Consider the following 26,145-nt stretch of genomic DNA (forward strand, 5'->3'; position numbering starts at 1 on the left):
CTACTTCCGCAGCTCGAACGTCGTCGCGCCGACCTTGATCGGGGCGCCGAGGTTCACGGGGACCGGGGCCGTCACACGCACACCGTCGTGCCAGGTGCCGTTCGTCGAGTCGAGATCCTGGATCATCCACTGGTCGCCCCACAGCACCAGGCGTGCGTGGTGGCTCGACGTGTAGTCGTCGCGGACGACGAGTCCCGACTCGCTCGAGCGGCCGATCGTGAGCGGCTCGTTGCCCAGCGGGAGCTCGAGCCCGGTCTTGGGTCCGCTCGTGATGACGATGCGCGACGCGGTGGCGGTCGTGGCGGGTCCGCCGGGCTTGGCGGCGGGGGCAGGGACTGCCGGAGCGACGGGCGCGGTCACGGACGAGGCGGCGGCACCCGACGCCATGGGCGCGGCCGCTGCGGCGGCCGCAGCATCCGGCATCCGCCTCACCTTCACGCCGAACAGGTCGGCGCGCAGCGAGTAGACGACGGCGAAGACGAACGCCCACAGCAGCACCAGGAAGCCGATGCGCAGCAGCAGCAGGGTGAGCTCGCTCATGCCAGCGGGCCCCTCTCCTGCGCGTCGAACGCTCGTGTGGCATCGTCGACGGATGCTGCGGGCCGCGGCGCGCTCGCCTGTGCGACGACGCGGAACACGATGTCGGTGCGGCCGATGCGCACCGTGGAGTCCGGTGGCAGGGCCGCCTCGGTCACTTTGCGGCCGTCGAGCATCGTGCCGTTCGTCGAGCCCAGGTCGCGCACCATCGCGCGCTCGCCGTCCCACAGGATCTCGACGTGCTTGCGGCTGGTGCCCGAGTCGGCGACCGTGATGTCGGCGTCGCTGCCGCGGCCGATGACCGTGCGCGACTTCGTCAGCGGGATGCGGCGTCCTTCGACGTCCACGACGCCGCGCCACGAGACGCGGCCGCCCTGCGCCGTCGACGACTCGACGCGAAGAGTGCCGGTCGACAGCTCCTCGTCGCGGCGGATCGCGATCGTCACCGGCCCCGCGAACGAGTACCCCTGTGCTTTGGCGTGCGCATGGACGAGCGTGTCGAGCTCGTGCAGGAGCGCGTCGCCGAGAGCCGAGATGCGGTCGTCGTCGGCGGGTGACAGGCGCACCGTGAACGTGTTCGGCGCGAGGATGCGGTCGCGGCTGACGACTGCCGCCTTCTTGTCGAGTTCGCTGCGCAGGGCCGATGCGATCTCGACAGGCTGAATGCCGCTGCGGAAGGTCTTGGCGAACGCGCTGTTGACTGCGCGCTCCAGACCTTTCTCGAAGCTGTCAAGTAGTCCCACGGAGCTCCTCTAGAGGGGGGGTGCCGGTTGCTACATGCTAATTGCACAGGCTGTACCCGTCATGGACCGCGCCCCCGGACAGGAGAGTTCGGAAGGGGCCGCGACGCATGATATCCTCGGGAAGTTGAGTTTCGCGGGATCTCCGGATGCCGCGGCTCGCGCGAGTGGCGGAATAGGCAGACGCGCTGGCTTCAGGTGCCAGTGCCCGAAAGGGCGTGGGGGTTCAACTCCCCCCTCGCGCACAGCGGGCCCTGTTCGTTAATACGAGCAGCGGTTCTCACTAAATTGCGGAAAGTAGCCGGTCGGAGGTCAAAACCTCCGACCGGCTCCTTCGTTTTCGCCCGGAGTTGGTCGCTTCTGGCCACAGATCGGCGCTCGCCACCCACCGACCCAACACGAGTAGCCCCTTTCGGGGCTGCTCGAGTTTGTGTTCTGTTCGGGGTGGACGCTTGCGCTACATCTGCAGCTGCGTGGCCGTCGAGGGGTGCTCGAGGCGGTTGCCGTGTTCGTCGCGCCGGCGACGGGCGCGAAGCTGCTTGGTCGTGAGCACCTGCTTCGCGGCGTCCGTAAGGAACGTGACGATGCGGCGCATGTTGGACACAGCGACTGCGGCGCCGACGGCGAGGGCCTGGAAGGCATAGCCGCGCGGGCGGCGCTTGTCGGCGGCGCCGAGGTTGGCGTGTGCGTCGTCCTTCACGTACCGGTTGTTGCCTTCGACGTGGCTGCGCAGGTGGTACCACTCTGTCCACTTCTTGCTGCGGAATTCGTGTGCCTGCAGGTTCTTGATGATCGTCATGGACTCCCGGCTGTCCGGGTGCAGGGTGATGCTGCCTGAGGTGAGCCGGGGCTTGACCGGCTTGCCGGTGGCGGGGTCGAGGCACATCAGCTTGCTGACATCGGGGTAGGTGAACCGTTGCCGGCCCTCGTGGTCCGGACGTCCGTGCTCCTTGAGACGGTACGGGGTTCTGGCGGCGAGTCGCGCGTTGTAGGTGTCTTCGTCGATGCGGCGGGCCTTGAAGTCGATGCTGGCGTTGATGAGCGCTTCGGGCATCCACTTCACGTAAAGGCAGCCGTCGACGAGGATCGCGTCTTCGATCGCGCCCTGCTTTCCACTTGTGGCCTTCTTCTGGTACTTGAAGTTATAGAGGTTGCGGAACCCCATCATGCGGGTGGGGTTCTGGAACCGGTGGGGCTTTAGGCCGTTGTAGGCACGGTCGACCATCAGATACCCGCGCTCGTCGAAGAGCTGTGCGTGAAACTTCACCACGATGAGGGGAGCGTGTTTTATTTTCCCGGGGACATGGAGCGTGATTCCGGTCGTGAGGACCGGGAAGCTGTCCGACTGCCCGGGGGCGTTCGGGACGGTGACGACGGTCTCAGCTTCCCAGCCGGCCTCATCCTTGCGCTTTCCCTTGCCTTGGTGGTTGCCGTCGCGCGTGTAGGGGCCGCTCATCGCATCAAGGTTGAAACGCTCGCGATCGAGGTTGGTGACTCGGGGGTTGGGGCGCCCGGTGATGGGGATGAGGGTCGCGTCCAGGGCGATGTTCCCGCGATAGGTTTCGCGGATCGCAGCGGGCAGCCGCCGCACTGAAGCGTGGAGGAGGCGGTTCATGAGTTCGTCCATCCGGTCGCGCCGCTCCTGGTTGTAGGTATCGAGCGCTCGCCGGTAGGCCTCCGCACTGAGGAACGTGTTTCGAGGGACGTCCCACGGGCTGGTGAGCGCGAGGAGGCGGTTCAGGGAGCGCCAGTAGCGGATGTACCACTCCTGCTGGGTGCCGTCGGTGACCGTGATGCCGAGGTAGGTGAACGTCTCGGGGGTGAGCCGAGCGAACAGCGTCTTGGCGACGTCGTGGTAGCGGTTGCTGCCGGCATCGGTGTGCATGAGATGAAGGATGAGGAGTGCACGGAAGGGGATGTGGGGTTTGCGGCCCGCGTTCGACTTGCGGTCTTCGGCCGCCCACTTCTCGATCGCCTCGACGGCACCGGACTCGTCGACGAGGCGACCGTACAGCTGCACGTGCGCAAGGGAGGTCGGGCCGACGGCGCGGACCCGTTCGTACTGTTCGAGGGTGTAGCCGGTGGCTTCCTGCATGCGGTTGTCGAACAGCTCCGCCGCGGCTTCCTGCTGCGGGGTCACGCGTTCTCCTCCGAACGGAAGATGCGGCGGAAGTCCGCGCGGTCGCGGTACTCGATGTGCTCGAGGAGTTCGGGCAGGTGGTTCATCTTCTTCTGCCCGGCCGCGCGGAATAGGTCCTTCATCGGCACCCCGGCGGCGAGGTGGTGCTGGAGCCAGGTCTGACGAAGCCGGTCCGCCCGCGGAGGGTGCCCGTGCGACCTTTCGGTGAAGCTGGAGGTGAGGTTGTGGGTGGTGCGTCGGTTCACCGGGCCCCACAACGACTCTTCGCGAGGGCGTCGCTCGAGGATGGCGATCATCCACTCTTCCCACTCCGCGAGCAGCGGCACCTCCCGCGGAACGTCCTCGGAGTGAACAACGATGACGATGCCGGCATCGTCGACAGTGACGTGCTCGTGGCGGATGAGCGGGATTTCGTTCGGACGCACACCGGCGCCGGCGCAGAGGATCAGCATCAGCATTGCCCGATCGAGCTTCTGCGGCGTGAGCTGGTTTCCTGCCCACTCTCGGAAGGCCTCCATCTCGTCCCGCGTATAAGGCTCCGCGGAATGCTTGTGGCTCAGGGGTGTCACGCGCTCCGGGTACTGGTCGGGCAGGAGGACTTCGCTGATGCGAGTCAGCAGCGCGCGGTAGTTGCGGCGTGTGCCTTCAGACAGGCCTTCATGGGCGGTCGTGACGTAGAGGTTGATCGCGCGGACACTCCAGATCACCTCCGCATCCAGCGGCCAGCCCTGATCGCGCACGCACCAGACAACGAAGTGGGACGTGCGCGTCATCAACAGGTTCGCGGCGTACGCGGTGTGCGGCGCCGCGAGCGTGACCGCGTCGCGGATGAAGCTGTCGACAGCCGGGTCGTCCATGGGATCGTCCGTCAGCGGCCTGGTCAGGATGAGCGCGCGTGCAGCAGGCGGGAGGGTGGCGTAACTGCAGCGGGCGAGCGCCTTGCTGACCTTGCGCGGGAGGTTCGGGTCACGGAACAGGCCGACGAACTGGATGAGGAGTTCGGCGAAGCTACGCGCCCAGTCGGTGTCGCCCCAGCGGACGATGCGGTTGATGTACAGGAGGTTGGTTTCATTACTCACGCCTTCTCCTGTGCGCCCCGCCGGCCAGCAGCAGGCCGAGTACGGCTAGAATTCAGCACAAACGAGAAAATCTCATCGCAAACTGGAATATCCGCACCGGAGGGCAGTGGCCAAGGGGGGAATGAGCACGTGGCGTATCGGGCTGGGATGGCGTTTGAGCCGCGCACGATGGTGGCGCAGCGAGGCGCTTTCGGGAAGGTGAGCCGCTCGATCGAACCGGCCGAGGGTGTCGATCCGGCTGACCCCAGGTATCGCGCGGCGATCCTGCAGCACTTCCTGGCGCGGTGGATTCGCGACGCCCTTGGGATTCGCGGGGTGACGCCGGCTGAGTTCCTCGCCTCGGTTCCTGACGCTCCGGGGTTGAGTGTGGACCGCCAGCGTCGAGTGCTGCGAGGCGAGACGACCGCCACGTACACCGACCTTGCGTTCTGGGCAGGGCATTTCCCGTTCATCGCGAGACAGATGTCTGCGTATCTCGCGTCCTGGGCGGACGCTGACTCACCGCAGAAGCCTGACTTCGCACCGCAGGCGCCGGCGCGGGCGCAGGCAAGGCCGCCGCTGCGCTGAGCGCGGCCCGGGTAGAGCTTCGCTGCTACAGCGCTGGCACGCGTCGCCATGGGTCGAGGTCCGTAGCGGACATGATGACGAGATCGAGCACGACCATGTTGCCCGGCTGACCATCCATGGCGAGCGATTCCACCTGAACAAGCTCGGTCCCTCGCAGTGCCTCCGTGGCCGAATCGCGCACGTGGTAATGCCCGTGCAGATGCACCCGTGGGTTGGTGCCCGACACCACTGAGTCCACGAGGTAGCGACTGTAGGTGGCGTACACGTCCGCGGTCGGACTCCAATCGCCGGCCCGGCGCGCGATTGTCTTCCTTACCCGGAAGCCTGGGACGCGGCCCACATCATGGGTGAGCAGCACATCGACGTCGCCGCTGGACGCGGCCTGCTCCGCCTCCACAACCGTCGCGATCTCGCTCAGCCACCAGGTCTTGCCGGCCGCCCTGGCGGCGAAGTCGATGCTGGCCGCACCACCGAAGCTGAGGAAGCTGCGGTTTCCGATCGTGAACCGGAAGCCGCGAGGCAGCACCCACACGCGATCGCTGACTCGCACCACGGATCCTGGCGCCTCGGCGAACACGCGATCGAGGTCGCCCCAATCCTCATGGTTGCCAGGGGTGACAAGGATCCGGTCAACGCCGGGATGTCCGCGCTTGCGGGACGCCCAATAGTCCACGGACTTCAGCAGGTGATTGCTCTCTCCTGGCCAGAATCCGAAGTCGCCGAGGTGGAGCATTGTCCGGACGCCGGCGCGCGCAACCGCAGGAAGGGCAAGTCCGATCCAGTCCTGGTTGCCATGCCAGTCGCCCGCGACGACCACAGACGTGTCGGGCAGGTCGAACGTGGTGGCCACTTCCCTCGCGGTCATCGCCACCATGAGCACCCGCAACGACGCGGTTGCAGATGTGGCGCCAGCACAGATGCACGGAGGAGATGCGATAGATCCGCGCCCGCATATCGACGTCGGCGGCGACTCCGCACCTCGACCGCCGCGGTCGCTGGACTGAAAACAGCAGACATGCCCGCCCCCTCCGCTCAGACGCAGAAGTTCCGGACGTCGATCCTAGACCATATTAGTCAGGCCGTACAGATAGGGCATTGTTGGGTGCGGAGCAACTCGGTCGAGTGGACCGCGTCGGGGTACCGGAACGGCTAGAGCCGCCGGGTCGACCGGCGGCTCTAGCCTTCCTGCATCAGGCCGCAAACTGCGGTGCGGCGCTCACCCTCAGTAGCCGCCGCGGCTCGAGCCAGGCAGCGCCGGGGCCGCGGGCACGACGGTGAGCTCCGTACGCGGCGTTGCGGTGAGGGGCCGCCAGGAGTCGAGGTAACCGTCTGCCCGCGAGAGCGGGACGCCGTTCACCGCGAGAGCCTCGTCCGCGGCGCAGACCCGGAACTGCCGGCGGGTCCACCACTGCTCGCCGGCGTGGTCATCGCGGTCGATGCGGGTGAGCAGGTGGTCCGCGCCGAAGTCGTCGCGCGCGTGGGCGGCGATCGACTCGACCAGAGCGGCGGCATGACCGTTTCCACGATGCTCCGGCAGCAGAGCGAGGGCCTCGAGCGCGTGGACGTGGAGAGCTGCGAGCACGCCCTCCATTCCTCGGCCGGCGAAGAAGAGGTCATCGACGATCGAGGTTGCTGCCGCAGCGTACGCGGCGCCGACAAAGTTGCCATCGACGACGACGGCGGTGATGTGCCCGTTTACGTCGTTGGGTGACACCGGCCGTCCGTATCCGAACTGCTCGAAGAAATCGTTCACGTCTTCGCTGGCGAACTTCGGGTTACCGCGGAGGTAGATGGTTTCAGTCATGGTGTGTGTTCTTTCTGTGTGCCGCGCATAAGGGGCGTATGGATAACAAGGGATTGAATGTGTCGGTGGCCTGGAAGCTGGACGACTTCCTGCACTTCATGGGTGGTCCGGTGGAAGCGCCCTCGGTCGTCGAACAGATGTGCCGGGCTTCCGCGGACCGTCAACGGGAGTGAACGGCATCTGGGAATACGTCCGGCAGCTCTTTGCCGGAGCGAGCGAACGTGGTTCGTGCTTTTCATGCGCTGGTCTTCCTGTGGGGCCCGCTTCTTGTGAGGCGGTACCCCTCCTTAAGGGAGCGGCTCGGCATTGCATGTTGACCACGTCCGCATGAAAAGCACGATCAACCTGGGATTTGTCACGTTCCAGCTAGAATAAGAAAATGGACACCATCTCGACCGTCGAGTTGTCGCGCCGCCTCGGCGTGTCCCTGCCGACCGCGCACACCCTCCTTGACGCGGCCGGTGTTCCGCGTGTCGGTCGGGGCTACTCGAGGTCGGTCCCGGTCGAGGTTGTCGATGCGCTGATCGCCATGCGCGGTGTTACTCCCCGCTCCGAGCGCAGTTCGACGGAACTGCGAATCTTGGCAGCGCTGCTGCATGCTGAGGAGGGGTTGCCAAGTGCACGCGCGGTCGCGGTGCGCGCGGGCGTCAGCCCGACCACGGCGAGTCGCGCGATCGAGCGCCTCGTTGCGGACGCGCTGCTCCAGGATCTCCGGCACCGCCTGCCGGGGTCTCTCCGGGTTGTCAGGCGCATCGAAGTGATGACGTTCATGTGGTCGGACGCGCTCACGCGCGCCGTCAACGACACGCGTCTCCCCACCCTGCGCTGACCCTCGTGGCGGTAGGAGCCGAGCTTCCCCTCCCGCGCCGACGTGTCGCGAGTGTGAGGTGCGACGGTAGGCGTGTCTGATTGCGCCATCGCGTTGCATCTGCATCAGGCCGTACCCGTAGGGTGTTGTTAGACATGTCCAACAGGGATGCTCGAAAACGATGTGGGATCAGGAGAGCGCGACCCGGCTGGGGACGAGTGTCCGGCGCTTCCGCACCGAGCGCGGGCTGTCTCAGGAGTCGTTGGCCTTCCAAGCGGGAATCACGAAGAATCAGCTCCAGCTCATCGAGTTCGGGAAGGGGTCGGGGGCGACAGATCGGCCCGGACCGTCGAACCCGAAGATGTCGACGCTGAGTGGGATCGCGCGCATCCTCAACATCACGGTCGCAGAGTTGCTCGCCGACGCCGGGCTGTAGCTGGTGACGTAAGGTCGCCCCGCATCGAGTCTGGGAATCCAGCCGTCGCTTCTTGCTAGAGCGAAATCTCTGGTTCGCTCTGCGGAACTGGCTCGAAGCGTCCCCGCTGGTCACGCGGCTGCTCCCACCCGGGCGACCGGGTGGGACCCTGAGAAGCGGTTGTGCTCGCATTGGCTCCAACGCGGTCAAGGAGCCAGCCGTACGCGTAGTCCAGTGAGATCCCGTCGATGCGCTCGGTGACCGTAAGTCGCTCGAGAAGTACCTCCGGGTCGATCAGCCCGGCCACGATGAGGGCATCCACGAACGCCCGGTCCTTCTCTCGATGCGCGACGACCTTCGCGACACACAAGTCGTGCGGATCCAGGCACAGACCGAAGGAACGCACGCCGTCGAAGTCGACGGCCTCGACGTCCACGAGTCGTTCTTCCCAGCCGCCCGGGAGGGTCGCGGTGGAACGACCTACACCGTCGATGTAGAACCCATGGGCCTGATGGAAAGCGCTCCACTCTCCAGCGATATCCAGGCGGCGCGCGAGCGCCTCACTGTCGTCGTCGCTCAGCGGCATCATGTCCACCTCGGGAGACGCGGTGACCAACGGTGGGAGTTCGTCCTCGCTCCATGTGCCGAGAATGCTCTGGCTCCCAATGACGATGATGCTGTTGGCTTGCATGATCCGTGCCGCCGCGCGGATCGCGTGCTCGAGCTCGGAGCGGATCATTTCGCGTACTCCGCGCGGCGATACACCTCGTCGAGCACGGATCGACGCTCCTCTTCGGAGAGCACACCCAAGAACACTGCGATGTTCCGCATCTCAACTGCATGCTCGTCGTCGCCGGTCAAGACTGCATCGATCGATTCGATGTCTCGGGACTGGAGAAGGGTGATCCACTCATCGACGAGATCGCGAGCGCCTCCGCGCGAATGAGGGCGCACGTGCAGCGCTCCAGCAACACCCAGCTCAATGACCCGCTCCGGGTCTTCATGGAGATGGCGTTGGACGGCCTCGTGCAGTGCGAGGCTGACAAAGTACTTACGGTCATGGCGAACAGGCGGGACGTACATACGCCTCCTATGCGCGGTGGGTTGAACGGCACGTCACGTGGCGTGTGGTGACGTGCGGTGCGATGCTACCTTCGCACGCCATGGCGGAGGCTCACCAGGCGGCCTGCGCTCGGAAATCATCGTGCGCACAGCTGTGTCGGGAGAGAGGGCACTCGCCCGGACACGGCCCGCGCATGGAGCGGGTATGGAGACTTTCTCATCCCCGTCGCTGTGCAAGGCACTTGAGTTCGGTTCGCTGCTGCTGCGGCCCGAAGCCAGCCTGACCGCGGACGAACGCGCGTCACTCGAGTTCTTCGAGGCATTCGACGCGGTCTTCATTGACGGCGTGAAACCGACCGACGAGCCGGAGCGATGGGCGGCGATGAGCATTCAGGTCGGCCGGCTGGCCTACCTCCTCGGCCAACTACCTGAGGCGCCTGACGAGGGCGTGACTGCCGCGCACCTCGCGTGGATCGAACAGCAGCAGAGCGCGACAGATCTGAACCCGTTCCAACGGGCCCGATTGCAGGACATCGTCGGATGGCCATACGAGTACGTTCACGTCCCCAAATAGCGATTGTTACGTCCCAACCAAACTCCAGATCATTGGGAATTTCGCGACGAAGTGTCACAGAACTGCACCCTTAACCGTGCATGTACCTCCTTGACGCCGTTGCAACGGGCAACGGCCGATCCGGAGAGACATATGAACCGCATTCGCCGCATCCATTTCGACGCCACTGCCAGTTGGGAAGACGACGTGGTGCACGACCGCCGTATCGTTCCAAACTGCGGCGACATCATCCTCAACATCGGAGATGGCGGCGACCTGCGCGACCCCCAGGCGCAGGGCCTCCTCGAACGGTGGGCTGAGGGGTGGCGGTTCTCTCTGCGTGGCATCGACGAGGAGGCCGCAATGCGGAAGTTCATGCTCGGCATTGTCTTCCCGGCGCTCGGTGAGCTCTCCGACGAAGAGCGCGACGGACTGCCCAGACGCATCGTCGTTGTCGAGGGCGTCACCCGGGTTCTGCCGGACTTCACCGTACGAGTCGATGGGGCCCTCGTCCGCCTATTCCTTGCAGATGCGTACGACGGCCCCTTCCCCAGCCTCCCGCAGCGGCTTGCGGCCGTCGCTCAGCGGTCACGGGTCGAGGCGCTCCGCTGATTGAGGACAGTCAGACACCTGGCTTTAGCGGCTGCCCGTACTTGTCTTCGTATGTGGCGCCGACTGAAATACAGTTCCCAATGCAGCTTGCACCCGGGGTTGAATCGCGTGGCACACGACGGGCAGGTCTCCACGCCTGCATACTCCTCAATCGTCAGCACGTACCCACAGACGCCGCAGAGCACAGCCCGCTCGTGCTTTGCGCCGGCTTCCCACTGCGCGGCCGGATGGTCGACGGTATCCGCGTGACAGAGGTGGCAGGGGTAGAACTCGCCGCAGCAGCGGAACCTGATCGCGATGACGTCCAAGGGTGTGGAGTAGTGGATGCAGCGGGTCTCGGCATCCACCACCGGCCCGAAGACGCGGGGGCGCTCCGGCCTCATCACGTGCCCCGGGCGGCGAGGGCGTCGCCGAGCTGGTCGGCGTGCTTGAGCGAGACGACGAGGAACGGGACGACGAAGGTGCGCAGGCTGGCGCGGGCGCCGCGCGCTCGTTGGGCGTCGCGGACCTCGCCGGCGAGGCGGGCGAGCACGGGAACCGTGCCGAGCGTCACGGTCAGCAGGAGCGCGGCGCGCGTGCTGTCGACGCCGATGGACCGCAACGGCCGCAGGCCACGTTCGAACGCGTTCAGGAGATCGCTCACGCGCGTGGTGAGGACGAGGAGTCCTGCCAGCACCAGCGACGCCGTGACCCGGGCGGTGTTCGCGACCGCCAGCTCCGGGCCGAGGAAGAACAGCTGCCCCGCGACCGTGAGGACGATCACCCAGCGCACGGCGAACAGCTGACGGCCGAGCTCCCGCATCCCGCAGCGGCCGTCGCCGAGCCCCGCGACCGCGTACGCCGTCACGCTGATCGCGGTTGCCGCTCCGGCCGTCCACCAGGCCGTGGGGAGGAGGAGCACCCCGAGCGTGACGACGAGCAACAGCAGGGTCTTCGGACCGGCCGGCATCCGGTGCAGCCGGCCGTCGCCGGGACGGTAGAGCGTCAGCATCGCAGGATCGCCTCATATTCGGCGATGACCGCGGAAGGGTCGCCGAGCGCCGCGACCCGGCCCTCGGCGAAGAGCACGGCCGCCTCGCAGCGCTGTGCGAGGTTCAGATCGTGGGTCACGACGATCAGCCGGTGGCCCGCGTCGGCCATCAGGTGGTCCGCGATGAGCCGCGCGTTGCGGGCGTCGAGGTAGGCGGTCGGTTCGTCGGCGATCACGAGGTCCGGACGCCGGACGAACGCGCCGCACAGGGCGAGCAGCTGCTTCTGCCCTCCGGAGAGATCATGAGCGGACCGCTCGGCGAGCGCCATGAGACCGAACCTCTCGAGAGCCACCTCGACCCGCTCGCGGGCCTCGGCCCGAGGCATCCGTTCGGCGCGGAGCGAGAACGCGACGTCCTCCGCGACAGTGGGCATCACGATCTGCGCGTCGGGATTGCTGAACACGAGCGCGGTGCGTCGGCGGAGCTCCGCCGCGTGGCGAGCGGAGTCGAGGCCGAGGATGCTCAGCGATCCGCCGGTCGGACGGACCAGGCCGCCCAGCAGCCGGGCGAACGTCGACTTGCCCGACCCGTTCTCGCCGATGACCGCCACGGTGCGCGCATCGAGGTCGAGTGACACGTCTCGGAGAACGTCCATTTCGCCGAGCCGGAGGCTCACGGCGTCCAGCCGGATCGTCATCGCACCACCTCGACGACCGCCGCGATCCCCAGTCCGCCGCCGACCGACGCAGCGGCGACACCGAGCGTGCCCGCCGGCAGGCCGGCGCGCACGAGCCTGCTGAACAGGCGCACCAGAGCCACGGCGCCGCTGGCGCCCCACGGGTGTCCGAGCGCGAGCGCGCCGCCGTCGGCACAGACCCTGGGGTCGTCGTCGGCGACGCCGATCCGGTCGAGCACGGCGAGGCTCTGCGCCGCGAACGCCTCGACGATCTCGAACGCCACCACATCGGCGACGGTCGCACCGGCTGCCTGCAGGGCGGAATGAATGCCGGGGGCCGCGCCGATGCCGGGAAGCGCAGGGTCGCATCCGACCACGGCGGCCGCGCGCACGGCAAGTCCCGGGCCGGTACCGGCGGCCGCGACGACCACGGCCGCCGCGCCGTCACCGATGCGGGTCGAGGTGCCGGCGGTGACCGTTCCGCCCGGGAACAGGGGAGCCAGCCGTGGTAGCAGTGGCTCCGCCTCGCCAATCGAGTGGTCGTGGTGAAGCCCTGCCAGGGGAACCAGTTCGGCGTCGAATCGCCCCTCGGCGATGGCGGCCCGGGCCCGCGCGTGGCTGCGGGCCGCGTGCGCGTCCTGCCGGGAGCGCGAGAGGCCGTCGTGGGCGGCCAGGTCCTCGGCCGCGCGGGTCATATCGGGGTCGGGGAAGCCGTCGGGCGCGAACGGCGCCCGGTCGTACGCGACACCCCCCACACTGCGCACCGGCGCGGTCGAAGGGCTCTCGACACCACCGGCCACCCGCACCCGGTCGTCCCCGGCGCGGATCGCGGCCACCGCGTCCAGCACCGCGGCGAGGCCGCTGCCGCACTGGCGGTCGACGGTGCCGCCCGGGACCGAGGGGTCAAGCCCGGCTGCGAGGGCCGCGACCCGGGCCGGGTTGCCGCCCGGACCTATGCAATTACCGAGCAGCACGTCGGCCACCACGACCGGTGATCCGGTCACTTCCTCCGCATCCGCCAACGCCGCACGGATCACCGCACCGCCAAGTACGCCCACGGGCAGCCTGCTGAGTGCCCTGCCGCGGGTGGCGATGGGTGTGCGACGGGCAGCGACGATCACGGGTGCGCGATCAGAGGACATGCCGCGACACCTCGCCATCCACAACACGGCGCATCGCCTCGGCACGGGCAGGTTTGCCCGACGAGGTGCGCGGAAGCTCGCCGGAGTACCACAGCCGCGGGCGGTGCGCCGGAGCCAACTGCGCCGCGACAACCTCACGCAGGCCCACCGCGGCGCCACCGTCGAGTTCCACGAACGCGGCAACGAGGGCGCCGACCCCCTCTCGCGGCAACCCGAACACGACGGCGTCGCGGATGCCCGGGACCGCGCGGAGCACCTCCTCAACCTCCTCGGGCACGATGGTGGCGGAGGCGCTCAGGATCGCGTCGTCGGCGCGGCCGAGCAGACGCAGCCGACCGTCGACGAGCTCGGCGCGGTCCCCGACCGACGCCCACTCGCCATCCCGCCGGAGCGGTCCGGGCGCACCCGCGTACCCCGCCGCCACGAAAGGCGAACGCACCCACAGCTCGCCCTCCCGGACGCAGAGCTCCACCCCCGGGAACGCCCGCAACCCGTCCCCCCGGTCGACGGCGACGAACGACAATTCCGCCGCACCGTAATACCCGATCACCTCCACCCCCGCGCCCCGCGCACGCTCCCGCAGCGCCGCATCCAGGTGCGAACCGCCGACGAGCGCGGTCCGTAACCGCGGCGGGACGCCCGCGTCCAGCAATGTCCGCAACGCCTGCGGCGTACCGTGCAGACACGTCGCGCTCGTCACACCGGTGGCGCCCAGTGATGCCCGGGGGCCGCCAGCCAACGCGTGGGCGATCGAGAACAGCGTGAGCGACGACGCCGGCGTAACAGGCAACGCCACCGCATCCTTCGGGCCCGCCCGCAGGAGATCCGCCACCGTCGCGAACGAATCCGACCACGATGACGCGCTGCGCAACACGATTCGCGGCCGGCCGCTGCTGCCCGATGTCAGGGTCGCCCAGCCCACATTCTCCGCAGCACCCGCCTGCGCCACCGCGGCCAGCGCCAACTCTCGCTGAGCGCGTGACCACCGGGGGTCACAGACGAGCGGCACGTCACCGGCATCCCGGGTCCGCCGCACCCGCCTGATCAGATCTGGTGCATCTCCGCGGACCGGGACAATCACGACACAAGCGCGCGGTCACTGTCCAACGTCTTGGACCTCGATGTCCAGTCGCGGCGGAATGCCCGTGGGTAGGCGCGCACGAGCGTCACCACGATCGCCGTCGTCAGCACGGCCTTCACCAGGTCGCCGGGCACGAACACAAGACTCATCAGGGCCGTCTCGACGAGCGGCAGGCGCGTGACGAGGCTCTGCACTGGGATGCCGAACGCGTAGACCACGAGGATGCCGCCGACCACGACGCCGAGCAGGGTGCGCCAGGTCGTGGGCTTGCGTCCGCCGGCGAGCACGATGAGTCCGATCACGATGGCCCCGGCGATCCACCCGAGCAGGTACCCGGCGGACGGGCCGAAGAAGACGCCGATGCCGCCGCGTCCACCCGCGAGAAGCGGCATCCCGACCGCGACGAGGCCGAGCAGGACGGTGACCGACAGCGCGCCGAGCCACGGGCCGAGGATGGCGCCGACGAGCATGACGCCGAGCGTTTGCGCGGTGATCGGCACTGACCCGAGGATCGTGAAGCCGCCGGGCAGCCCCAGCACGGCGATGATCGCGGCGAACACGGCGACGCGCGCCAAGGCGGTCGCGTCGAGCGTGCGGACGCCGGTCTGCGGGGCGAGCGAGGATTCGGGGGGATTGGCCATCGGACGAGGTCCCTTCGACGGATACGGTGATCCTGAACGACGTTCACTTGAACAGTGTTCACTATAACGCTGTTCAGTAGAGTGCTGTGATGGGGTCGGCGAGAGGACATCGGGGTCATACCCGTGACGAGGTCGCGCGCGCCGCGATGCGGATCCTCGACGAGTACGGCCTGCCCGACCTGACGATGCGCCGCCTTGCGGCCGCGCTGGAGGTGCAGCCGAGCGCCCTGTACTGGCACTTCCCCAACAAGCAGAGCCTGCTCGCAGAGCTCGCCGACCGGATCGTCGCCGAGATGCACGCCGTATCGACGGAGGGGGACTGGGCTGCGCGCGTCCGCACGGAAGCGTTCGCGCTCCGTGCTGCGATGCTCGCTCACCGCGACGGTGCCGAACTGGTGACGAGCACGTTCGCGCTCGGCCTGGGGTCCCAGGCGGCGCAGGACAGCCTGGCGGCGGCGATCACTGCTGGCGGTTTCGACGATGAATCTGTCCAGCGGGCCACCACAGTCCTGCTTCATTTCGTGCTCGGTCATGTTGAGCATGAACAGCAACGGCAGCAGTACCGCGCGCTGGGTGTCCACGGCGACCAGATCGACGATCAGCGACAGGAGGGCGCCTCGGACGCCGAGTTCGCCTTCGGCGTCGACCTCCTCGTCGGCGGACTGGAGTCGCGTCGCATCCGCGGCTGATCTCACAACGTCAGCACTCCTCGCGCAGCCCTCCGTCCGATCGCCTCGCACGAATGCGGTAGCGTGGCGCTATCCACACGGGTGCCCTCGCAAGGGCTGAGATCGGGCTGACGCGGCCTGCGACCGTTCGAACCTGTCCGGGTAATGCCGGCGAAGGAAGTAGGAGTCGCCTCCATGGAAGCTGTCCATTCATCGCGCGTTCTCGCGCACCTGCACGACACCGAACACGACATCCGGGTCCCGGTGGACCGGATCGCGCTGGAGCCGTCTCCTGACGGGTCGGTCAGCGCGCCGGTGACGGTGTACCGCACCCAGGGTCCGGGCAGCGATCCGGTGCGCGGGCTCCCGCCGTTGCGGGAGCAGTGGATCTCCGCACGCGAGGACACCGAGTGCTACGACGGTCGCGACCGGGATCTGCAGGACGATGGGCGTTCCGCAGTGCGCCGGGGCGCAGCATCCGCGGAATGGAAGGGTGAGAAGCGGGCCGCGCGGCGTGCCAAGCCGGGGCGCACGATCACGCAGATGCACTACGCCCGCAGCGGGATGATCACGCCGGAGATGAGGTTCGTCGCGCTGCGGGAGGACTGCGACGTGGAGCTGGTGCGCGCCGAGGTCGCCGCCGGGCGCGCCATCATCCCCAGCAACGTGAACCACCCCGAGTCGGAGCCGATGATCATCGGCAAGGCGTTCCTGGTGAAGATCAATGCCAACATCGGCAACTCCGCCGTCACCAGTTCGATCGCCGAGGAGGTGTCCAAGCTGCAGTGGGCGACCACGTGGGGCGCCGACACCGTCATGGACCTGTCGACCGGCGACGACATCCACACGACGCGCGAGTGGATCGTCCGCAACTCGCCGGTGCCCATCGGCACGGTGCCGATCTACCAGGCGCTGGAGAAGGTGAATGGCGACGCGTCGGCGCTCACGTGGGAGGTGTACCGCGACACGGTCATCGAGCAGTGCGAGCAGGGTGTGGACTACATGACCGTCCACGCCGGAGTGCTGCTGCGGTACGTGCCGCTGACAGCCGACCGGGTGACGGGAATCGTCTCACGGGGCGGGTCGATCATGGCCGGCTGGTGCCTGGCCCACCACCAGGAGAACTTCCTCTACACCCACTTCGATGAGCTCTGCGAGATCTTCGCCCAGTACGACGTCGCGTTCTCGCTCGGTGACGGGCTGCGGCCGGGGTCGATCGCCGACGCCAACGATGCCGCGCAGTTCGCCGAGCTGGACACGCTCGCCGAGCTGACGAAGCGGGCCTGGGAGTACGACGTGCAGGTGATGGTCGAGGGACCCGGGCACGTGCCGTTCCATCTGGTGCGGGAGAACGTGGAGAGGCAGCAGGAGCTGTGCGACGGTGCGCCGTTCTACACGCTGGGACCGCTGGTGACGGATGTCGCGCCCGGCTACGACCACATCACGTCGGCGATCGGGGCGACGGAGATCGCCCGCTACGGCACCGCGATGCTCTGCTACGTGACCCCGAAGGAGCATCTCGGGCTGCCGAATCGCGACGACGTGAAGACCGGGGTGATCACGTACAAGATCGCGGCACATGCGGCCGACCTGGCGAAGGGGCATCCCGGTGCCCGACTGCGGGACGACGCCCTGTCGAAGGCGCGGTTCGAGTTCCGGTGGCGCGACCAGTTCGCGCTGTCGCTGGACCCGGTGACGGCGGAGCAGTTCCACGACGAGACGCTGCCGGCCGAGCCGGCGAAGACCGCGCATTTCTGCTCGATGTGCGGTCCGAAGTTCTGCTCGATGCGGATCTCGCAAGACATCCGCAACGAGTTCGGGCTCGCGGGCGACGGCGCGCGGGCCGCCGGCATGGCGCAGAAATCAGCGGAATTCCGGGAATCCGGCGGGAAGGTGTACGTGCCCGCGCCCGCCCTCCGTCAGCCCTGAAGGCCAACGCATGGCTCACCCGAACGACGGGATGTCCGTCGGAGGCGAGGATGAGGTCCTAGGCGGCCGCGGCCGACACGGTCGCGGGGAGTGCGGCGCGCAGTCGCCGCGCACTGTCGGCGGGGTCATCCGACTCGGTGATCGCCCGGACGACAACGACACGCTCGGCCCCGGCTGCGACGACCTCGTCGATGTTCGTCAGGTCGATGCCGCCGATCGCGAACCACGGGCGTGTCGTGGAGATGCTCGCCGTGTAGCGGACGAGCTCCGGCCCAACGGCGGCGCGGCCGGGCTTGGTCGGGGTCGCCCAGACCGGTCCGACGCAGAAGTAGTCGAGATCGTCCGCGTCGGCGGCGATGTCGACCTGCGCCGGGGTGTGGGTGGACAGGCCGACGATCGCCTCGGGTCCCACGATCTTGCGGGCGAGCCGGGCCGGGAGGTCCTTCTGGCCGAGGTGGAGCACGGGGGCGCCGGCGACGTGGGCGATGTCGGCGCGGTCGTTGACGGACCAGAGCCTGCCGTGGCGGTCTGCCGCGTCGGCGAGGATGCTCAAGAACTCGAGCTGCTCGCCACCTTCCAGGGTCTTGTCGCGCAGCTGGATGATGTCGACCCCGCCCGAGAACGCAGCGTCCACGAAATCCGCGAAATCGCCCTGGCGGGCCCGGGCGTCGGTGCAGAGGTAGAGACGTGCGGCAGCGATGGACATCGGCCCAGCGTAGCGACGGATCCTCGGGGCTTTGACCGGCCGACCGTCGATGTGCTCGTCGTGGGCGGCGGGATCATCGGGCTCAGCATCGCCTGGCGGGCCGTGCAGACCGGACGTTCCGTGCGCCTCATCGACTCGGCACCCGCGCAGGGCGCCACCCATGCGGCGGCCGGCATGCTTGCACCCGTCAGCGAGTACCACCACCAGGAGCACGCGCTGCTGCCGGCGATGCGGGAATCCGCGGCACGCTACCCCGGCTTCGTGCAGGCACTCGCGCCCATCGACGGTGCGACGGGCTACCTCCGGACGGAGACGCTGCTGGTCGGCGTCGACCACGGCGACCGGCAGACGCTCGCCGATCTGCACGCCGCCCATCGACGCGCAGAGCTTGCCGTCGAGCCCTTGACGACCCGCGAGGCGCGCACCCGGGAACCGCTGCTCGGTCCCCGGGTGACGAGCGCCTACCGCGTGCCCGGCGACCATCAGATCGACCCGCGGATGCTCGCAGCCCAGCTGATCGGCGGGCTCGCGAACGCCGCGGGGCGAGGTCGGAACGTTGGCGTCCTCCGCGAACAGGCGGTCTCCCTGCTGCACCACGACACGTCGGACTACGACTCCCGCGTCGTGGGAGTACGGCTGGCGGACGGGACGACGCTCGGCGCGGCCGAGGTCGTGCTCGCAAACGGCGTCGGAGCCGGCACGATCGACGGACTCCCCGAGGGGCTCGAACTGCCACTGCGGCCGGTCTACGGCGACATCCTCCGGCTGCGGGTGCCAGGTCGGTTCCGCCCGCTTCTCACGACGACCGTGCGTGCTCTGGTTCACGGCGAGAGCGTCTACCTGGTGCCCCGCGCCGACGGCACCCTGGTGGTGGGTGCGACGCAGCGCGAGGACGGGATGGATGCGGTGTCCGCGGGTGGCGTGCACCGGCTGCTGCGCGACGCGCAAGAGGTGCTGCCCGTCGTCACCGAGCTGACGCTCGTAGAGGCGACAGCGCGCGCTCGACCGGGCACACCCGACAACGCACCCCTCCTCGGACGCGTCCGAGGCCGTGACGGGGACACGATCCCCGGGCTCGTCGTGGCGACCGGCTTCTTCCGGCACGGAGTGCTGCTCGCCCCGCTCGCCGCCGACATCGCACTCGGACTCATCGACGACCGCACCGACCAGCGGTGGGACGCGTTCCGCCCCGATCGATTCACACGAACCCGGGCCGGTCTCCCGGCAGAAAGGACCCATCGATGACCATGATCACCGTCAACGGCGAACCTCACTCCGCATCGACAGGAATGTGCGTCGCCGACCTGGTGGAACGGATGCTGGGTGTCCGTGTCGCCCCCGACGGGACCGTCCCCGAGGGCACCACGCTCGGCATCGCCGTCGCAATCAATTCCGTCGTGATCCCCCGAGCAGCATGGGTCCACGAGGAGCTCGTCGACGAAGATGCAGTCGAGATCGTCAGCGCGACCCAGGGAGGCTGAAATGACCACGGACCTCCTGCACATCGATGGCGTCGACCTCGCCTCACGCCTGATCATGGGAACCGGCGGAGCCTCGAGCTACACCGGACTCGGCGACGCACTGCGGGCCTCCGGCACCGAGCTCACCACCGTCGCCATGCGGCGTCACGACCCATCGACCACCGGATCCCTATTCGGCTTGCTCGCCGACGAAGGCATCCGCCTCCTCCCCAACACCGCCGGATGCCTCACCGCGCGGGAGGCGGTGCTGACCGCCGAACTCGCGCGGGAAGCGCTGTCGACCAACTGGATCAAGCTCGAGGTGATCGCCGACGAAGACACCCTGCTGCCGGACGGCGCCGAACTCGCCTTGGCCACGGAGCAGCTCGTGGCGCGTGGGTTCGTCGTGTTCGCGTACACCAACGACGACCCGGCACTGGCGCTGCGGCTCGAAGAGCTCGGCGCCGCCGCGGTCATGCCCCTCGGGGCACCGATCGGCACCGGGCTCGGCATCCTCAACCCCCACAACATCTCGCTGATCGTCGACCGGGCGAGTGTTCCCGTCGTGCTCGACGCCGGAATCGGCACCGCCTCCGACGCCGCTCTCGCGATGGAGCTCGGCTGCGACGCCGTACTGCTGGCCACTGCCGTCACCCGCGCGCAGGACCCCGTCGGGATGGCCGCCGCCTTCAAGCACGCGGTGATCGCCGGCCGTCTCGCCCACCTGTCGGGCCGCATCCCCCGACGCACCACCGCCCAAGCCTCCTCGACCATGGAAGGGCGGCCGGACCTATGACCACCACGCGACCCTCCGCCGCCCTGCCGCCGCTCGTGGCGCCGGCGACCGGGCTCGATCCCGACGAGATCGACCGGTACTCCCGCCACATCCTGCTGCCCGAGATCGGCGAGATCGGGCAGCGGCGGCTGAAGAACGCACGCGTGCTGGTCATCGGCGCCGGCGGTCTCGGATCCCCGATCCTCCTCTACCTCGCCGCGGCCGGCGTCGGCACCCTCGGGATCATGGACGACGACCGGGTCGAGGCCAGCAACCTGCAGCGCCAGACCGTGCACGGCGTGGCCGACATCGGCCGCCTCAAGGTCGACTCGGCGCGCGATGCCCTCGGCGCGATCAACCCGCTCGTGCACGTCCGCGCCCACCCGGTGCGACTGACGGCAACGACTGCGGTGGCGCTGTTCGAGGAGTACGACCTCATCATCGACGGCGCCGACAACTTCGCCACCCGCTACCTCGTCTCCGATGCCGCCGCGATCACGGGGAAGCCGTGCGTCTGGGGCTCGATCCTCAGGTTCGAGGCTCAGGTGAGCGTGTTCTGGAGCACCCACGGACCCACCTACCGCGATCTCTACCCCGACGCACCCCCTCCCGACGACGCGCCCTCCTGCGGGGAAGCGGGCGTGCTCGGAGCCCTCTGCGGCGTCGCGGGATCGATGATGGCGGCCGAGGCGATCAAACTGATCACAGGTGCAGGGCGCCCCTTGCTCGGCCGGCTCTCCCTCTTCGATGTCGCCAACGCCACCTGGCGCGAACTGATCGTGCGGTCCGACGCCAGTCGGCCGCCGGTGACAGTCCTCGACGGTCTTCCGGAACTGTGCGGGCTCGACGCCGGGGCGACCAGCCCGGCCGCTGTTATCACCGTGGACGAGCTGACCGAGTCGCTCCGCGAACGCTCCGCAGGTAGGGCGGTATTCGAGCTGCTCGACGTCCGCGAGCCCGACGAATACGCGGCGGGCCACATCTCCGGCTCGCGTTCCGCGCCGCTCAGTGGGATCAGGAGCGAGGGGCCACGCGCCCTGCACTTGCCCGGCGAACGCCCGGTGATCGTTTACTGCAAGGCGGGACCGCGGGCTCGTGCTGCCGCTGAGCTGCTGCTCGCCGCCGGGCACGCAGACGTTCGCGTGCTCAGCGGAGGATACGTTCGATGGTCCTCGAAGCACCGATCGAACCGTGTGGGGTAACTTTCACCCCCACGAATATGTCGAGGCCGCGCGGGAGTGTGCTGCGGGCAACGACGGCACGGTCGCCGCAATCGAGCTGGGCGGTGGCATGTGTCCGAACCACACGGTCGCGGCAAGAGACTTCTGCCTGCACTGCAACAGAGACACCGATTCAGTCCAGGCTCCACAAGGTCCTGCCCGACGGTTGGGGCTGGCCGTCAGGGGCGGACCATTCCTCGCCACGTTGGCGTCCCGGGGTTGATTTCATCCTTTCGAATGAACTTGAGCGTCACATTTGTGCGCGATCGTGAGAGTGCATGTCGAATCATGCCGCAATCGGGGGGCGTCCAACTCGGTCCGAGCGTGCCGGTTCAACGAAACCACCGAACCCCTGGAGCAGGTGAACGTCCGACCGTTACACTCAGGCGTCGGCCGCGTACATCCTATGTAGACCGACGTGGCTGCCGAGAAACCAGCCGGGGTGCCCGTAGTGTCGGTGGTGGCGGGTTCCTGGGGGTGCGGGTGTCCCGTGTCGGTGGCTGGCAATACAGTCCACATGGAGGACGGAAGGATGAGCGGCTCAATGACGATGGTGTTGAACATCACAAGTCACAACGAACGAGCTCTAGCCATCGAGAGTGCCAAGTACTCGAATGATCTTGCAGGCGACGCGTCGAGGACGGCTTTCCTGCTGGCGGTGCTCGCGGATGGGGTTTCCCAGGCGGAGGTTCCTCGACTGGTGAAGTCCGCAAAGGGCTTCGTGGAGGAGCTTCGTCAGGTTGATGAGCAGACCAGTAACGGACGTCGTGAGCCGTTCCGCGCGTTGATACCGGTCCGAGTCGTGAACGAGGCTGTCCATGATGTCGGCGGGGCTCGAGACCTGGCCGACGCGGTGGAGCACGCGTTGTCCGATTCGTCGGTTGACGATCGCGTGTTCACAGACTTGGCACTGCGGCTCAACCGTGTTTCCGAGCGTTTCGCTTCTCAGGCTTTGAATGCGGGGCATGCCAGTATCGACGCGTGAAACTCACGTCGCAGCGCCTCATCGCATCGGGCGCACTGGACATTCGTGCACGATTTGTCCGGTTGCTATCGCTCCTTGAACGAATCGCGAGTTCGGCGACCGAGAGCGAACGGCGCATCCTCGATTGGTTGATCGCGGTGACGCGCGATCGGCTTGAAAAGTACGTCGAGAATGTGGCGGGGATCATCGAAGGTGGTCATGCCATGGTGGCAAAGGCCCCGGGTGCACCCTGGCCGAGCCCCTTCCGCACGTACCTTGTTAAGGCAGCTGAGGAGGGGTACCAGTCCCTCCGGCAGGCGCACTCGACGGCATACCCGTACATCAGTGGCCGCACCACGGTCCCGGACGACTTACGACATTTTCTCTTCCGGTCGGTTGGATTGTCACTGGTCTCTCCAACTCACCGGGAGGCCATCGCGATCTACCCCAGCTCACACATGGTGTGGGAATCGTCCTCCACGCGCGTTCAAACCGACGCAGATGACTTCGCCACCGCCGGCATCCTGATTCCGTATAGCGAGATCGCGTCGCCACTGAGGTGGCCGCTCCTCGTGCACGAGCTCGGTCATCACATCTCGCCCGGCGGTCACAGCAGCGACACCCTCCGGGCTGAAGCGTTGAAGAGGCATGGCGTTGAGGAGTTGGACGATGCGCTCAGCGAACTGCAAGCGGACCGGATCGCGGAACGCGCGACCGGTGCGACCTATGCGGTAGCCATGGCCAGGGAAGGCTACTTGCTTCGCATCGGGAAGCATTTCAAGCAGGGCGGCCCGACCGTGCAGCAGCGACTGACAGAGCTCAGCTACGGTGCGGACGTCGCCGACGCTCTGCCAGCGGAATGGCACCTCGACGGCACCCGTGTCGACATGGACACGAACGAGCCGGAAGAGCTGTTCGATCCCGACGCACTTCAAACCCTCAGCAGCATAGTGGGCGAGATCGTTCCTGCCCCCGACGAGCAGGACTCCAGCGCACGAATCGCACGAGCGCGGACCTTGCTGAGGAACGGGGATCCGATTCCCTCCATTCCTCGCGGCATCACTCCACCGCCCGAGGTGTTCGAGCAGGCCGCCGCCGGCTTGTTGACGAAGCAGGAAGTGGTCGACCTCTTCAACGCTATCGTCGAAGACCCGCTCACGGATGCCGAGATCCTGGAAGCCGCATGGCAGCAGGAGTTGGACCAGGACGAGGAGTCGATGCTGACGCGCCTCATAGACCCGGTGACCGATGAGCAGCTAGAGAAGGAGATGGCGGCACTGGAGGCGGAGGATGTCCGCTTGTCCCGATCATTGCAGGCCGCGGCGGTGCACCGGTGGCTGCTGGAGAACGACGCCGACATCGCAGAGCGCGCTCACATCGCCGAGTCGGAGTCGTCGTCAGCGGAGCCGGACGTTGTACAGTCCTCCCCGCTGGAGGCGGAGTCGAAGGAAGCGGACGAGCCTGATGTTCCGATCAGCGCGGTCGAGTCGGCTCCGCTGTCCGACGTGCAGCTGGTGCGACGACTGAATCTTCCCGCGAAGCACCGGCAACGTCTCGTCGTTCGTCCCATCGTTGATCCGGACCAGGTTGGCGGAACAACGATCGACCTCAGACTCGGAACCGAATGGGAAATGCTGCGAACGAGTCGGTTCCGTAGCCTCGATCCCAGCGATGACCAGGCTCAGGCCACTGACCTGCTCAACCGGAGCGTAGACGAGTACCGGCTTGCAGCGGACGACCCCCACGGTCTCGTCCTGCACCCGGGCGAGTTGCTTCTCGCGCTCAGCTTGGAGTACCTGTCGTTGCCGAACGACCTCTGGGGGCTACTGGAGGGTCGGTCCACCTGGGCACGACTCGGCTTGCAGGTCCACGCGACCGCTGGCATGGTCGATGCCGGGTTCAAAGGCTTCCTGACCCTTGAGTTGCAGAACACCGGCCGGCTTCCGATGGTCATGTACCCGGGCATCCGTGTCGGCCAGCTGGCGTTCTTCCCGGTTGCCGGGATCGCCCGCCCATACGGCGCCAAACCCGGTGCGGCGTACGCGGACCAGGCGAGGGTTCGCACCGCGTTCACCAACCAGCACGAGCATCGAGCGCGGCACGCGTATATGCAGCGGGAAGAGGCAGCCGAGAAGCGCAGGCGCGAATCCTCCCAGCGCAAGGACGAGAGGTGAGTGACGAGCGGGCGAAGCGCATCGCCCGAATGGAGCAGGAGCTCCTCGACGTGGGACTGTCGCTCCCAGCCGGCGAGCTTGGCGGGGTGCTTCTTGACGAGCTGGTCAGCGCAAGATACGTACACGTCCACGAAGGCATCCGGCCTACGTATGGCGCAATCATCCGCGCCGGTGGCCTGGAAGACGTGGAGACAAAGGTCCCGCGGGAAGGCGTCGCTGCCGCTGACGTCCGCGCACTCGCGGACGGAATCAGTACATTCGTGGTCCGCGACCTCACTAACCCGCAGGGCCTGGCGATCGTCATGACGCAGCTCGAGGATGAGATCGATGCCGTCTCCCTCGCCATGAGTCAGCAAGCTGTCATCGTCCAGCGTCACGACGCGGGCACGATCACGGTCGTCTTTCCCGAGGAGATCTGGGTCAACGAACTGTTCACGTGGCGGCGACGGCCGATCGCGCGACAGCGTGCCATCGACCTCAGGCTCGGGCTGAGGCTGCACGGGGACACGTTCGAGCTAGTCGTGACCTTGGTTGAGTTCGCGGTTCATCAGCTTTCGCCGAGAGGTATTGGCGCAACCTTGGTCATTCCTGTGCGGCCCGGGGGCCCCTATAGCGCGGAAGGGTACCGTCAGGGTGCCGAACCGCCGTTCCACCTGTCCGCGATGTCACCCGATGATAGGAACATGCTGCGCACGTTCCTGCGTGTCGTCGACGGCGCCTGTGTGTTCGGTCCGGATGGTGCGGTGACGCAGACCCAAGTGAAGCTGAAGGCGTCAGATGACGCCACCGCGCTACTTCGCACGGAAGGCGGCAGCCGGCACGCGTCGGCACAATGGTTCTCGTACGACTACCCGGAGTACGTCGTGCTCGTGGTCAGCGCCGACGGTCCGGTGAGCCTGTTCTCCGATGGTCGTAAGTTCGCGCAACTCAGCTCGACCGCCACACCTGAACGCCCGGATCCGGTGCAGGTCGTTCCCGGACAGCGGGACAAGCTGGACACCCGAACCGCCGACCTTACCTGCGACACCTGTAAGGCCACCCTGGAGTTGCGAGAGTTCGGGCAGGACACCGAGACGGCCGCAGTCGTCGTCGCCTGCGAGGTGTGTGGCGCGGACCTACTGACTACGGCGGCGTCATTCCACGAGCTCATCGTAAAGAAGCCGTGGTGGTGAACGCGGGTCGCCGCAGGTCGACCGCTGGCTGCGTCGACTCGACGCACATGCACGGCCGGCTGGACACCGTCAACTGCAGGGCTGCGTATCGAGTCGCCAGACGCATCGAGGGGATCGACGAGCTGTTCGGGTCGCTGACCGGACCATGGCGGCAGGGGACGCTCGCACGAGAGGTCACCCGCCAGTGGGCCCGCTCCCGAGTAGCGCAGGTCATCCGTGAACACCCGTAGCCCGCGAATGGTCTGAGGA

Annotated in this window: 30 protein-coding genes, 1 tRNA gene and 1 riboswitch; of the genes, 16 read left to right on the forward strand and 15 right to left on the reverse strand. The window is 67.5% G+C overall.

The features are described from left to right. Together J2Y46_RS04640 and J2Y46_RS04645 are read right to left on the reverse strand one after the other, a co-directional pair. Positions 1-540 carry an FHA domain-containing protein gene (locus J2Y46_RS04640; RefSeq protein WP_310240541.1) on the reverse strand — a complete coding sequence of 180 codons (540 nt, stop codon included), beginning with the start codon at positions 538-540 and terminating at the stop codon, positions 1-3. Continuing rightward, positions 537-1,280 carry a DUF3662 and FHA domain-containing protein gene (locus J2Y46_RS04645; protein WP_045302007.1) on the reverse strand — a complete coding sequence of 248 codons (744 nt, stop codon included), beginning with the start codon at positions 1,278-1,280 and terminating at the stop codon, positions 537-539. Before J2Y46_RS04645 ends, J2Y46_RS04640 begins: the two co-directional genes overlap by 4 nt. Positions 1,281-1,438: 158 nt before the next feature. Here J2Y46_RS04645 and J2Y46_RS04650 point away from each other — a divergent pair. Beyond that, positions 1,439-1,522: transfer RNA gene (locus J2Y46_RS04650), tRNA-Leu, on the forward strand. Positions 1,523-1,734: 212 nt separating this feature from the next. Here the strand turns inward: J2Y46_RS04650 and J2Y46_RS04655 are convergent. Both J2Y46_RS04655 and J2Y46_RS04660 read right to left on the reverse strand, forming a co-directional pair. Further along, positions 1,735-3,417, reverse strand: coding sequence for a hypothetical protein (locus J2Y46_RS04655; RefSeq protein WP_310240543.1), 1,683 nt, complete (start codon positions 3,415-3,417; stop codon positions 1,735-1,737). After that, complete coding sequence (locus J2Y46_RS04660) at positions 3,414-4,496, reverse strand: hypothetical protein (RefSeq protein WP_310240545.1); 1,083 nt, start codon at positions 4,494-4,496, stop codon at positions 3,414-3,416. The genes J2Y46_RS04655 and J2Y46_RS04660 overlap by 4 nt, the downstream gene beginning before the upstream one ends. A 147-nt stretch (positions 4,497-4,643) precedes the next feature. Here J2Y46_RS04660 and J2Y46_RS04665 point away from each other — a divergent pair, with 147 nt between their 5' ends. Then, complete coding sequence (locus J2Y46_RS04665; protein WP_310240547.1) at positions 4,644-5,063, forward strand: hypothetical protein; 420 nt, start codon at positions 4,644-4,646, stop codon at positions 5,061-5,063. Positions 5,064-5,088: 25 nt separating this feature from the next. Here the strand turns inward: J2Y46_RS04665 and J2Y46_RS04670 are convergent, their stop codons facing one another. Together J2Y46_RS04670 and J2Y46_RS04675 are read right to left on the reverse strand one after the other, a co-directional pair. Further along, on the reverse strand, positions 5,089-5,937 hold the full coding sequence (locus J2Y46_RS04670; RefSeq protein WP_310240549.1) for a metallophosphoesterase: 849 nt from the start codon (positions 5,935-5,937) through the stop codon (positions 5,089-5,091). Positions 5,938-6,285: 348 nt separating this feature from the next. Beyond that, positions 6,286-6,867 (reverse strand): GNAT family N-acetyltransferase, encoded by a 582-nt coding sequence (locus J2Y46_RS04675; RefSeq protein ID WP_310240550.1) that lies wholly within the window; start codon positions 6,865-6,867, stop codon positions 6,286-6,288. Between the two features lie 38 nt (positions 6,868-6,905). On the opposite strand from J2Y46_RS04675, the gene J2Y46_RS04680 reads away from it, so the two are divergent. The 3 genes from J2Y46_RS04680 to J2Y46_RS04690 all read left to right on the forward strand — a co-directional run bounded on the left by J2Y46_RS04680 (position 6,906) and on the right by J2Y46_RS04690 (position 8,111). Then, positions 6,906-7,040, forward strand: a complete 135-nt coding sequence (locus J2Y46_RS04680) for a hypothetical protein (protein ID WP_310240551.1) — start codon at positions 6,906-6,908, stop codon at positions 7,038-7,040. Between the two features lie 206 nt (positions 7,041-7,246). Continuing rightward, positions 7,247-7,696, forward strand: a complete 450-nt coding sequence (locus J2Y46_RS04685; RefSeq protein ID WP_310240553.1) for a MarR family transcriptional regulator — start codon at positions 7,247-7,249, stop codon at positions 7,694-7,696. A 160-nt stretch (positions 7,697-7,856) separates the two neighbouring features. Next, positions 7,857-8,111: a helix-turn-helix transcriptional regulator gene (locus tag J2Y46_RS04690; protein WP_310240555.1), complete on the forward strand. Its 255-nt coding sequence runs from the start codon at positions 7,857-7,859 to the stop codon at positions 8,109-8,111. Between the two features lie 55 nt (positions 8,112-8,166). Here J2Y46_RS04690 and J2Y46_RS04695 read toward each other — a convergent pair whose 3' ends face one another. Both J2Y46_RS04695 and J2Y46_RS04700 read right to left on the reverse strand, forming a co-directional pair. Next, positions 8,167-8,829 (reverse strand): DUF6036 family nucleotidyltransferase, encoded by a 663-nt coding sequence (locus tag J2Y46_RS04695; protein WP_310240557.1) that lies wholly within the window; start codon positions 8,827-8,829, stop codon positions 8,167-8,169. After that, positions 8,826-9,173, reverse strand: a complete 348-nt coding sequence (locus tag J2Y46_RS04700; RefSeq protein ID WP_310240558.1) for a hypothetical protein — start codon at positions 9,171-9,173, stop codon at positions 8,826-8,828. Before J2Y46_RS04700 ends, J2Y46_RS04695 begins: the two co-directional genes overlap by 4 nt. A 184-nt stretch (positions 9,174-9,357) precedes the next feature. On the opposite strand from J2Y46_RS04700, the gene J2Y46_RS04705 reads away from it, so the two are divergent. After that, positions 9,358-9,726: a hypothetical protein gene (locus tag J2Y46_RS04705; RefSeq protein ID WP_310240560.1), complete on the forward strand. Its 369-nt coding sequence runs from the start codon at positions 9,358-9,360 to the stop codon at positions 9,724-9,726. Between the two features lie 132 nt (positions 9,727-9,858). Then, complete coding sequence (locus J2Y46_RS04710) at positions 9,859-10,317, forward strand: hypothetical protein (RefSeq protein WP_310240563.1); 459 nt, start codon at positions 9,859-9,861, stop codon at positions 10,315-10,317. On the opposite strand, the gene J2Y46_RS04715 is transcribed toward J2Y46_RS04710, so the two are convergent. The 6 genes from J2Y46_RS04715 to J2Y46_RS04740 all read right to left on the reverse strand — a co-directional run bounded on the left by J2Y46_RS04715 (position 10,287) and on the right by J2Y46_RS04740 (position 14,828). Then, positions 10,287-10,700: a CHY zinc finger protein gene (locus J2Y46_RS04715; RefSeq protein WP_310240565.1), complete on the reverse strand. Its 414-nt coding sequence runs from the start codon at positions 10,698-10,700 to the stop codon at positions 10,287-10,289. The genes J2Y46_RS04710 and J2Y46_RS04715 overlap by 31 nt on opposite strands. After that, complete coding sequence (locus J2Y46_RS04720; protein WP_310240567.1) at positions 10,700-11,308, reverse strand: energy-coupling factor transporter transmembrane component T; 609 nt, start codon at positions 11,306-11,308, stop codon at positions 10,700-10,702. Before J2Y46_RS04720 ends, J2Y46_RS04715 begins: the two co-directional genes overlap by 1 nt. Next, positions 11,302-11,985, reverse strand: a complete 684-nt coding sequence (locus J2Y46_RS04725; RefSeq protein WP_310240568.1) for an ABC transporter ATP-binding protein — start codon at positions 11,983-11,985, stop codon at positions 11,302-11,304. The genes J2Y46_RS04720 and J2Y46_RS04725 overlap by 7 nt, the downstream gene beginning before the upstream one ends. After that, positions 11,982-13,106, reverse strand: a complete 1,125-nt coding sequence (locus J2Y46_RS04730) for a thiolase family protein (RefSeq protein ID WP_310240569.1) — start codon at positions 13,104-13,106, stop codon at positions 11,982-11,984. Before J2Y46_RS04730 ends, J2Y46_RS04725 begins: the two co-directional genes overlap by 4 nt. Then, positions 13,096-14,070 (reverse strand): class I adenylate-forming enzyme family protein, encoded by a 975-nt coding sequence (locus tag J2Y46_RS04735; RefSeq protein ID WP_310240571.1) that lies wholly within the window; start codon positions 14,068-14,070, stop codon positions 13,096-13,098. Before J2Y46_RS04735 ends, J2Y46_RS04730 begins: the two co-directional genes overlap by 11 nt. Positions 14,071-14,183: 113 nt before the next feature. Next, entirely contained in the window at positions 14,184-14,828 is a 645-nt protein-coding gene (locus J2Y46_RS04740; protein ID WP_310240573.1) for a biotin transporter BioY, read from the reverse strand. Positions 14,829-14,974: 146 nt separating this feature from the next. Here J2Y46_RS04740 and J2Y46_RS04745 point away from each other — a divergent pair, with 146 nt between their 5' ends. Together J2Y46_RS04745 and thiC are read left to right on the forward strand one after the other, a co-directional pair. Beyond that, on the forward strand, positions 14,975-15,517 hold the full coding sequence (locus J2Y46_RS04745) for a TetR/AcrR family transcriptional regulator C-terminal domain-containing protein (RefSeq protein ID WP_310240575.1): 543 nt from the start codon (positions 14,975-14,977) through the stop codon (positions 15,515-15,517). Between the two features lie 67 nt (positions 15,518-15,584). Further along, a riboswitch (TPP riboswitch) is annotated at positions 15,585-15,693 on the forward strand. Beyond that, the gene (thiC, locus tag J2Y46_RS04750) at positions 15,692-17,425 is read left to right on the forward strand and encodes a phosphomethylpyrimidine synthase ThiC (protein ID WP_310240577.1); all 1,734 of its coding nucleotides are present in this window, start codon (positions 15,692-15,694) and stop codon (positions 17,423-17,425) included. Its footprint overlaps the riboswitch before it by 2 nt. Positions 17,426-17,483: 58 nt before the next feature. Here thiC and thiE read toward each other — a convergent pair whose 3' ends face one another. Beyond that, complete coding sequence (gene thiE, locus J2Y46_RS04755; protein ID WP_310240579.1) at positions 17,484-18,131, reverse strand: thiamine phosphate synthase; 648 nt, start codon at positions 18,129-18,131, stop codon at positions 17,484-17,486. A gap of 60 nt (positions 18,132-18,191) precedes the next feature. On the opposite strand from thiE, the gene thiO reads away from it, so the two are divergent. From thiO to J2Y46_RS04790, 7 genes are all read left to right on the forward strand, one after another. Beyond that, positions 18,192-19,376, forward strand: coding sequence for a glycine oxidase ThiO (gene thiO, locus J2Y46_RS04760; RefSeq protein ID WP_310240581.1), 1,185 nt, complete (start codon positions 18,192-18,194; stop codon positions 19,374-19,376). Next, positions 19,373-19,612 (forward strand): sulfur carrier protein ThiS, encoded by a 240-nt coding sequence (gene thiS / locus J2Y46_RS04765; protein ID WP_310240583.1) that lies wholly within the window; start codon positions 19,373-19,375, stop codon positions 19,610-19,612. Before thiO ends, thiS begins: the two co-directional genes overlap by 4 nt. Before the next feature lies 1 nt (position 19,613). Further along, complete coding sequence (locus J2Y46_RS04770) at positions 19,614-20,387, forward strand: thiazole synthase (protein ID WP_310240585.1); 774 nt, start codon at positions 19,614-19,616, stop codon at positions 20,385-20,387. Beyond that, complete coding sequence (moeB, locus tag J2Y46_RS04775) at positions 20,384-21,568, forward strand: molybdopterin-synthase adenylyltransferase MoeB (RefSeq protein ID WP_310240588.1); 1,185 nt, start codon at positions 20,384-20,386, stop codon at positions 21,566-21,568. The genes J2Y46_RS04770 and moeB overlap by 4 nt, the downstream gene beginning before the upstream one ends. Before the next feature lie 562 nt (positions 21,569-22,130). After that, positions 22,131-22,571, forward strand: coding sequence for a hypothetical protein (locus J2Y46_RS04780; RefSeq protein WP_310240590.1), 441 nt, complete (start codon positions 22,131-22,133; stop codon positions 22,569-22,571). Continuing rightward, entirely contained in the window at positions 22,568-24,724 is a 2,157-nt protein-coding gene (gene dcd / locus J2Y46_RS04785; protein ID WP_310240591.1) for a dCTP deaminase, read from the forward strand. Before J2Y46_RS04780 ends, dcd begins: the two co-directional genes overlap by 4 nt. Beyond that, positions 24,721-25,896, forward strand: a complete 1,176-nt coding sequence (locus J2Y46_RS04790) for a diadenylate cyclase (RefSeq protein WP_310240592.1) — start codon at positions 24,721-24,723, stop codon at positions 25,894-25,896. Before dcd ends, J2Y46_RS04790 begins: the two co-directional genes overlap by 4 nt. Positions 25,897-26,145: the final 249 nt, after the last annotated feature.

Origin of the sequence: Microbacterium sp. BE35, assembly GCF_031457705.1 — a bacterium.
Classification (GTDB): Bacteria; Actinomycetota; Actinomycetes; order Actinomycetales; family Microbacteriaceae; genus Microbacterium; species Microbacterium trichothecenolyticum.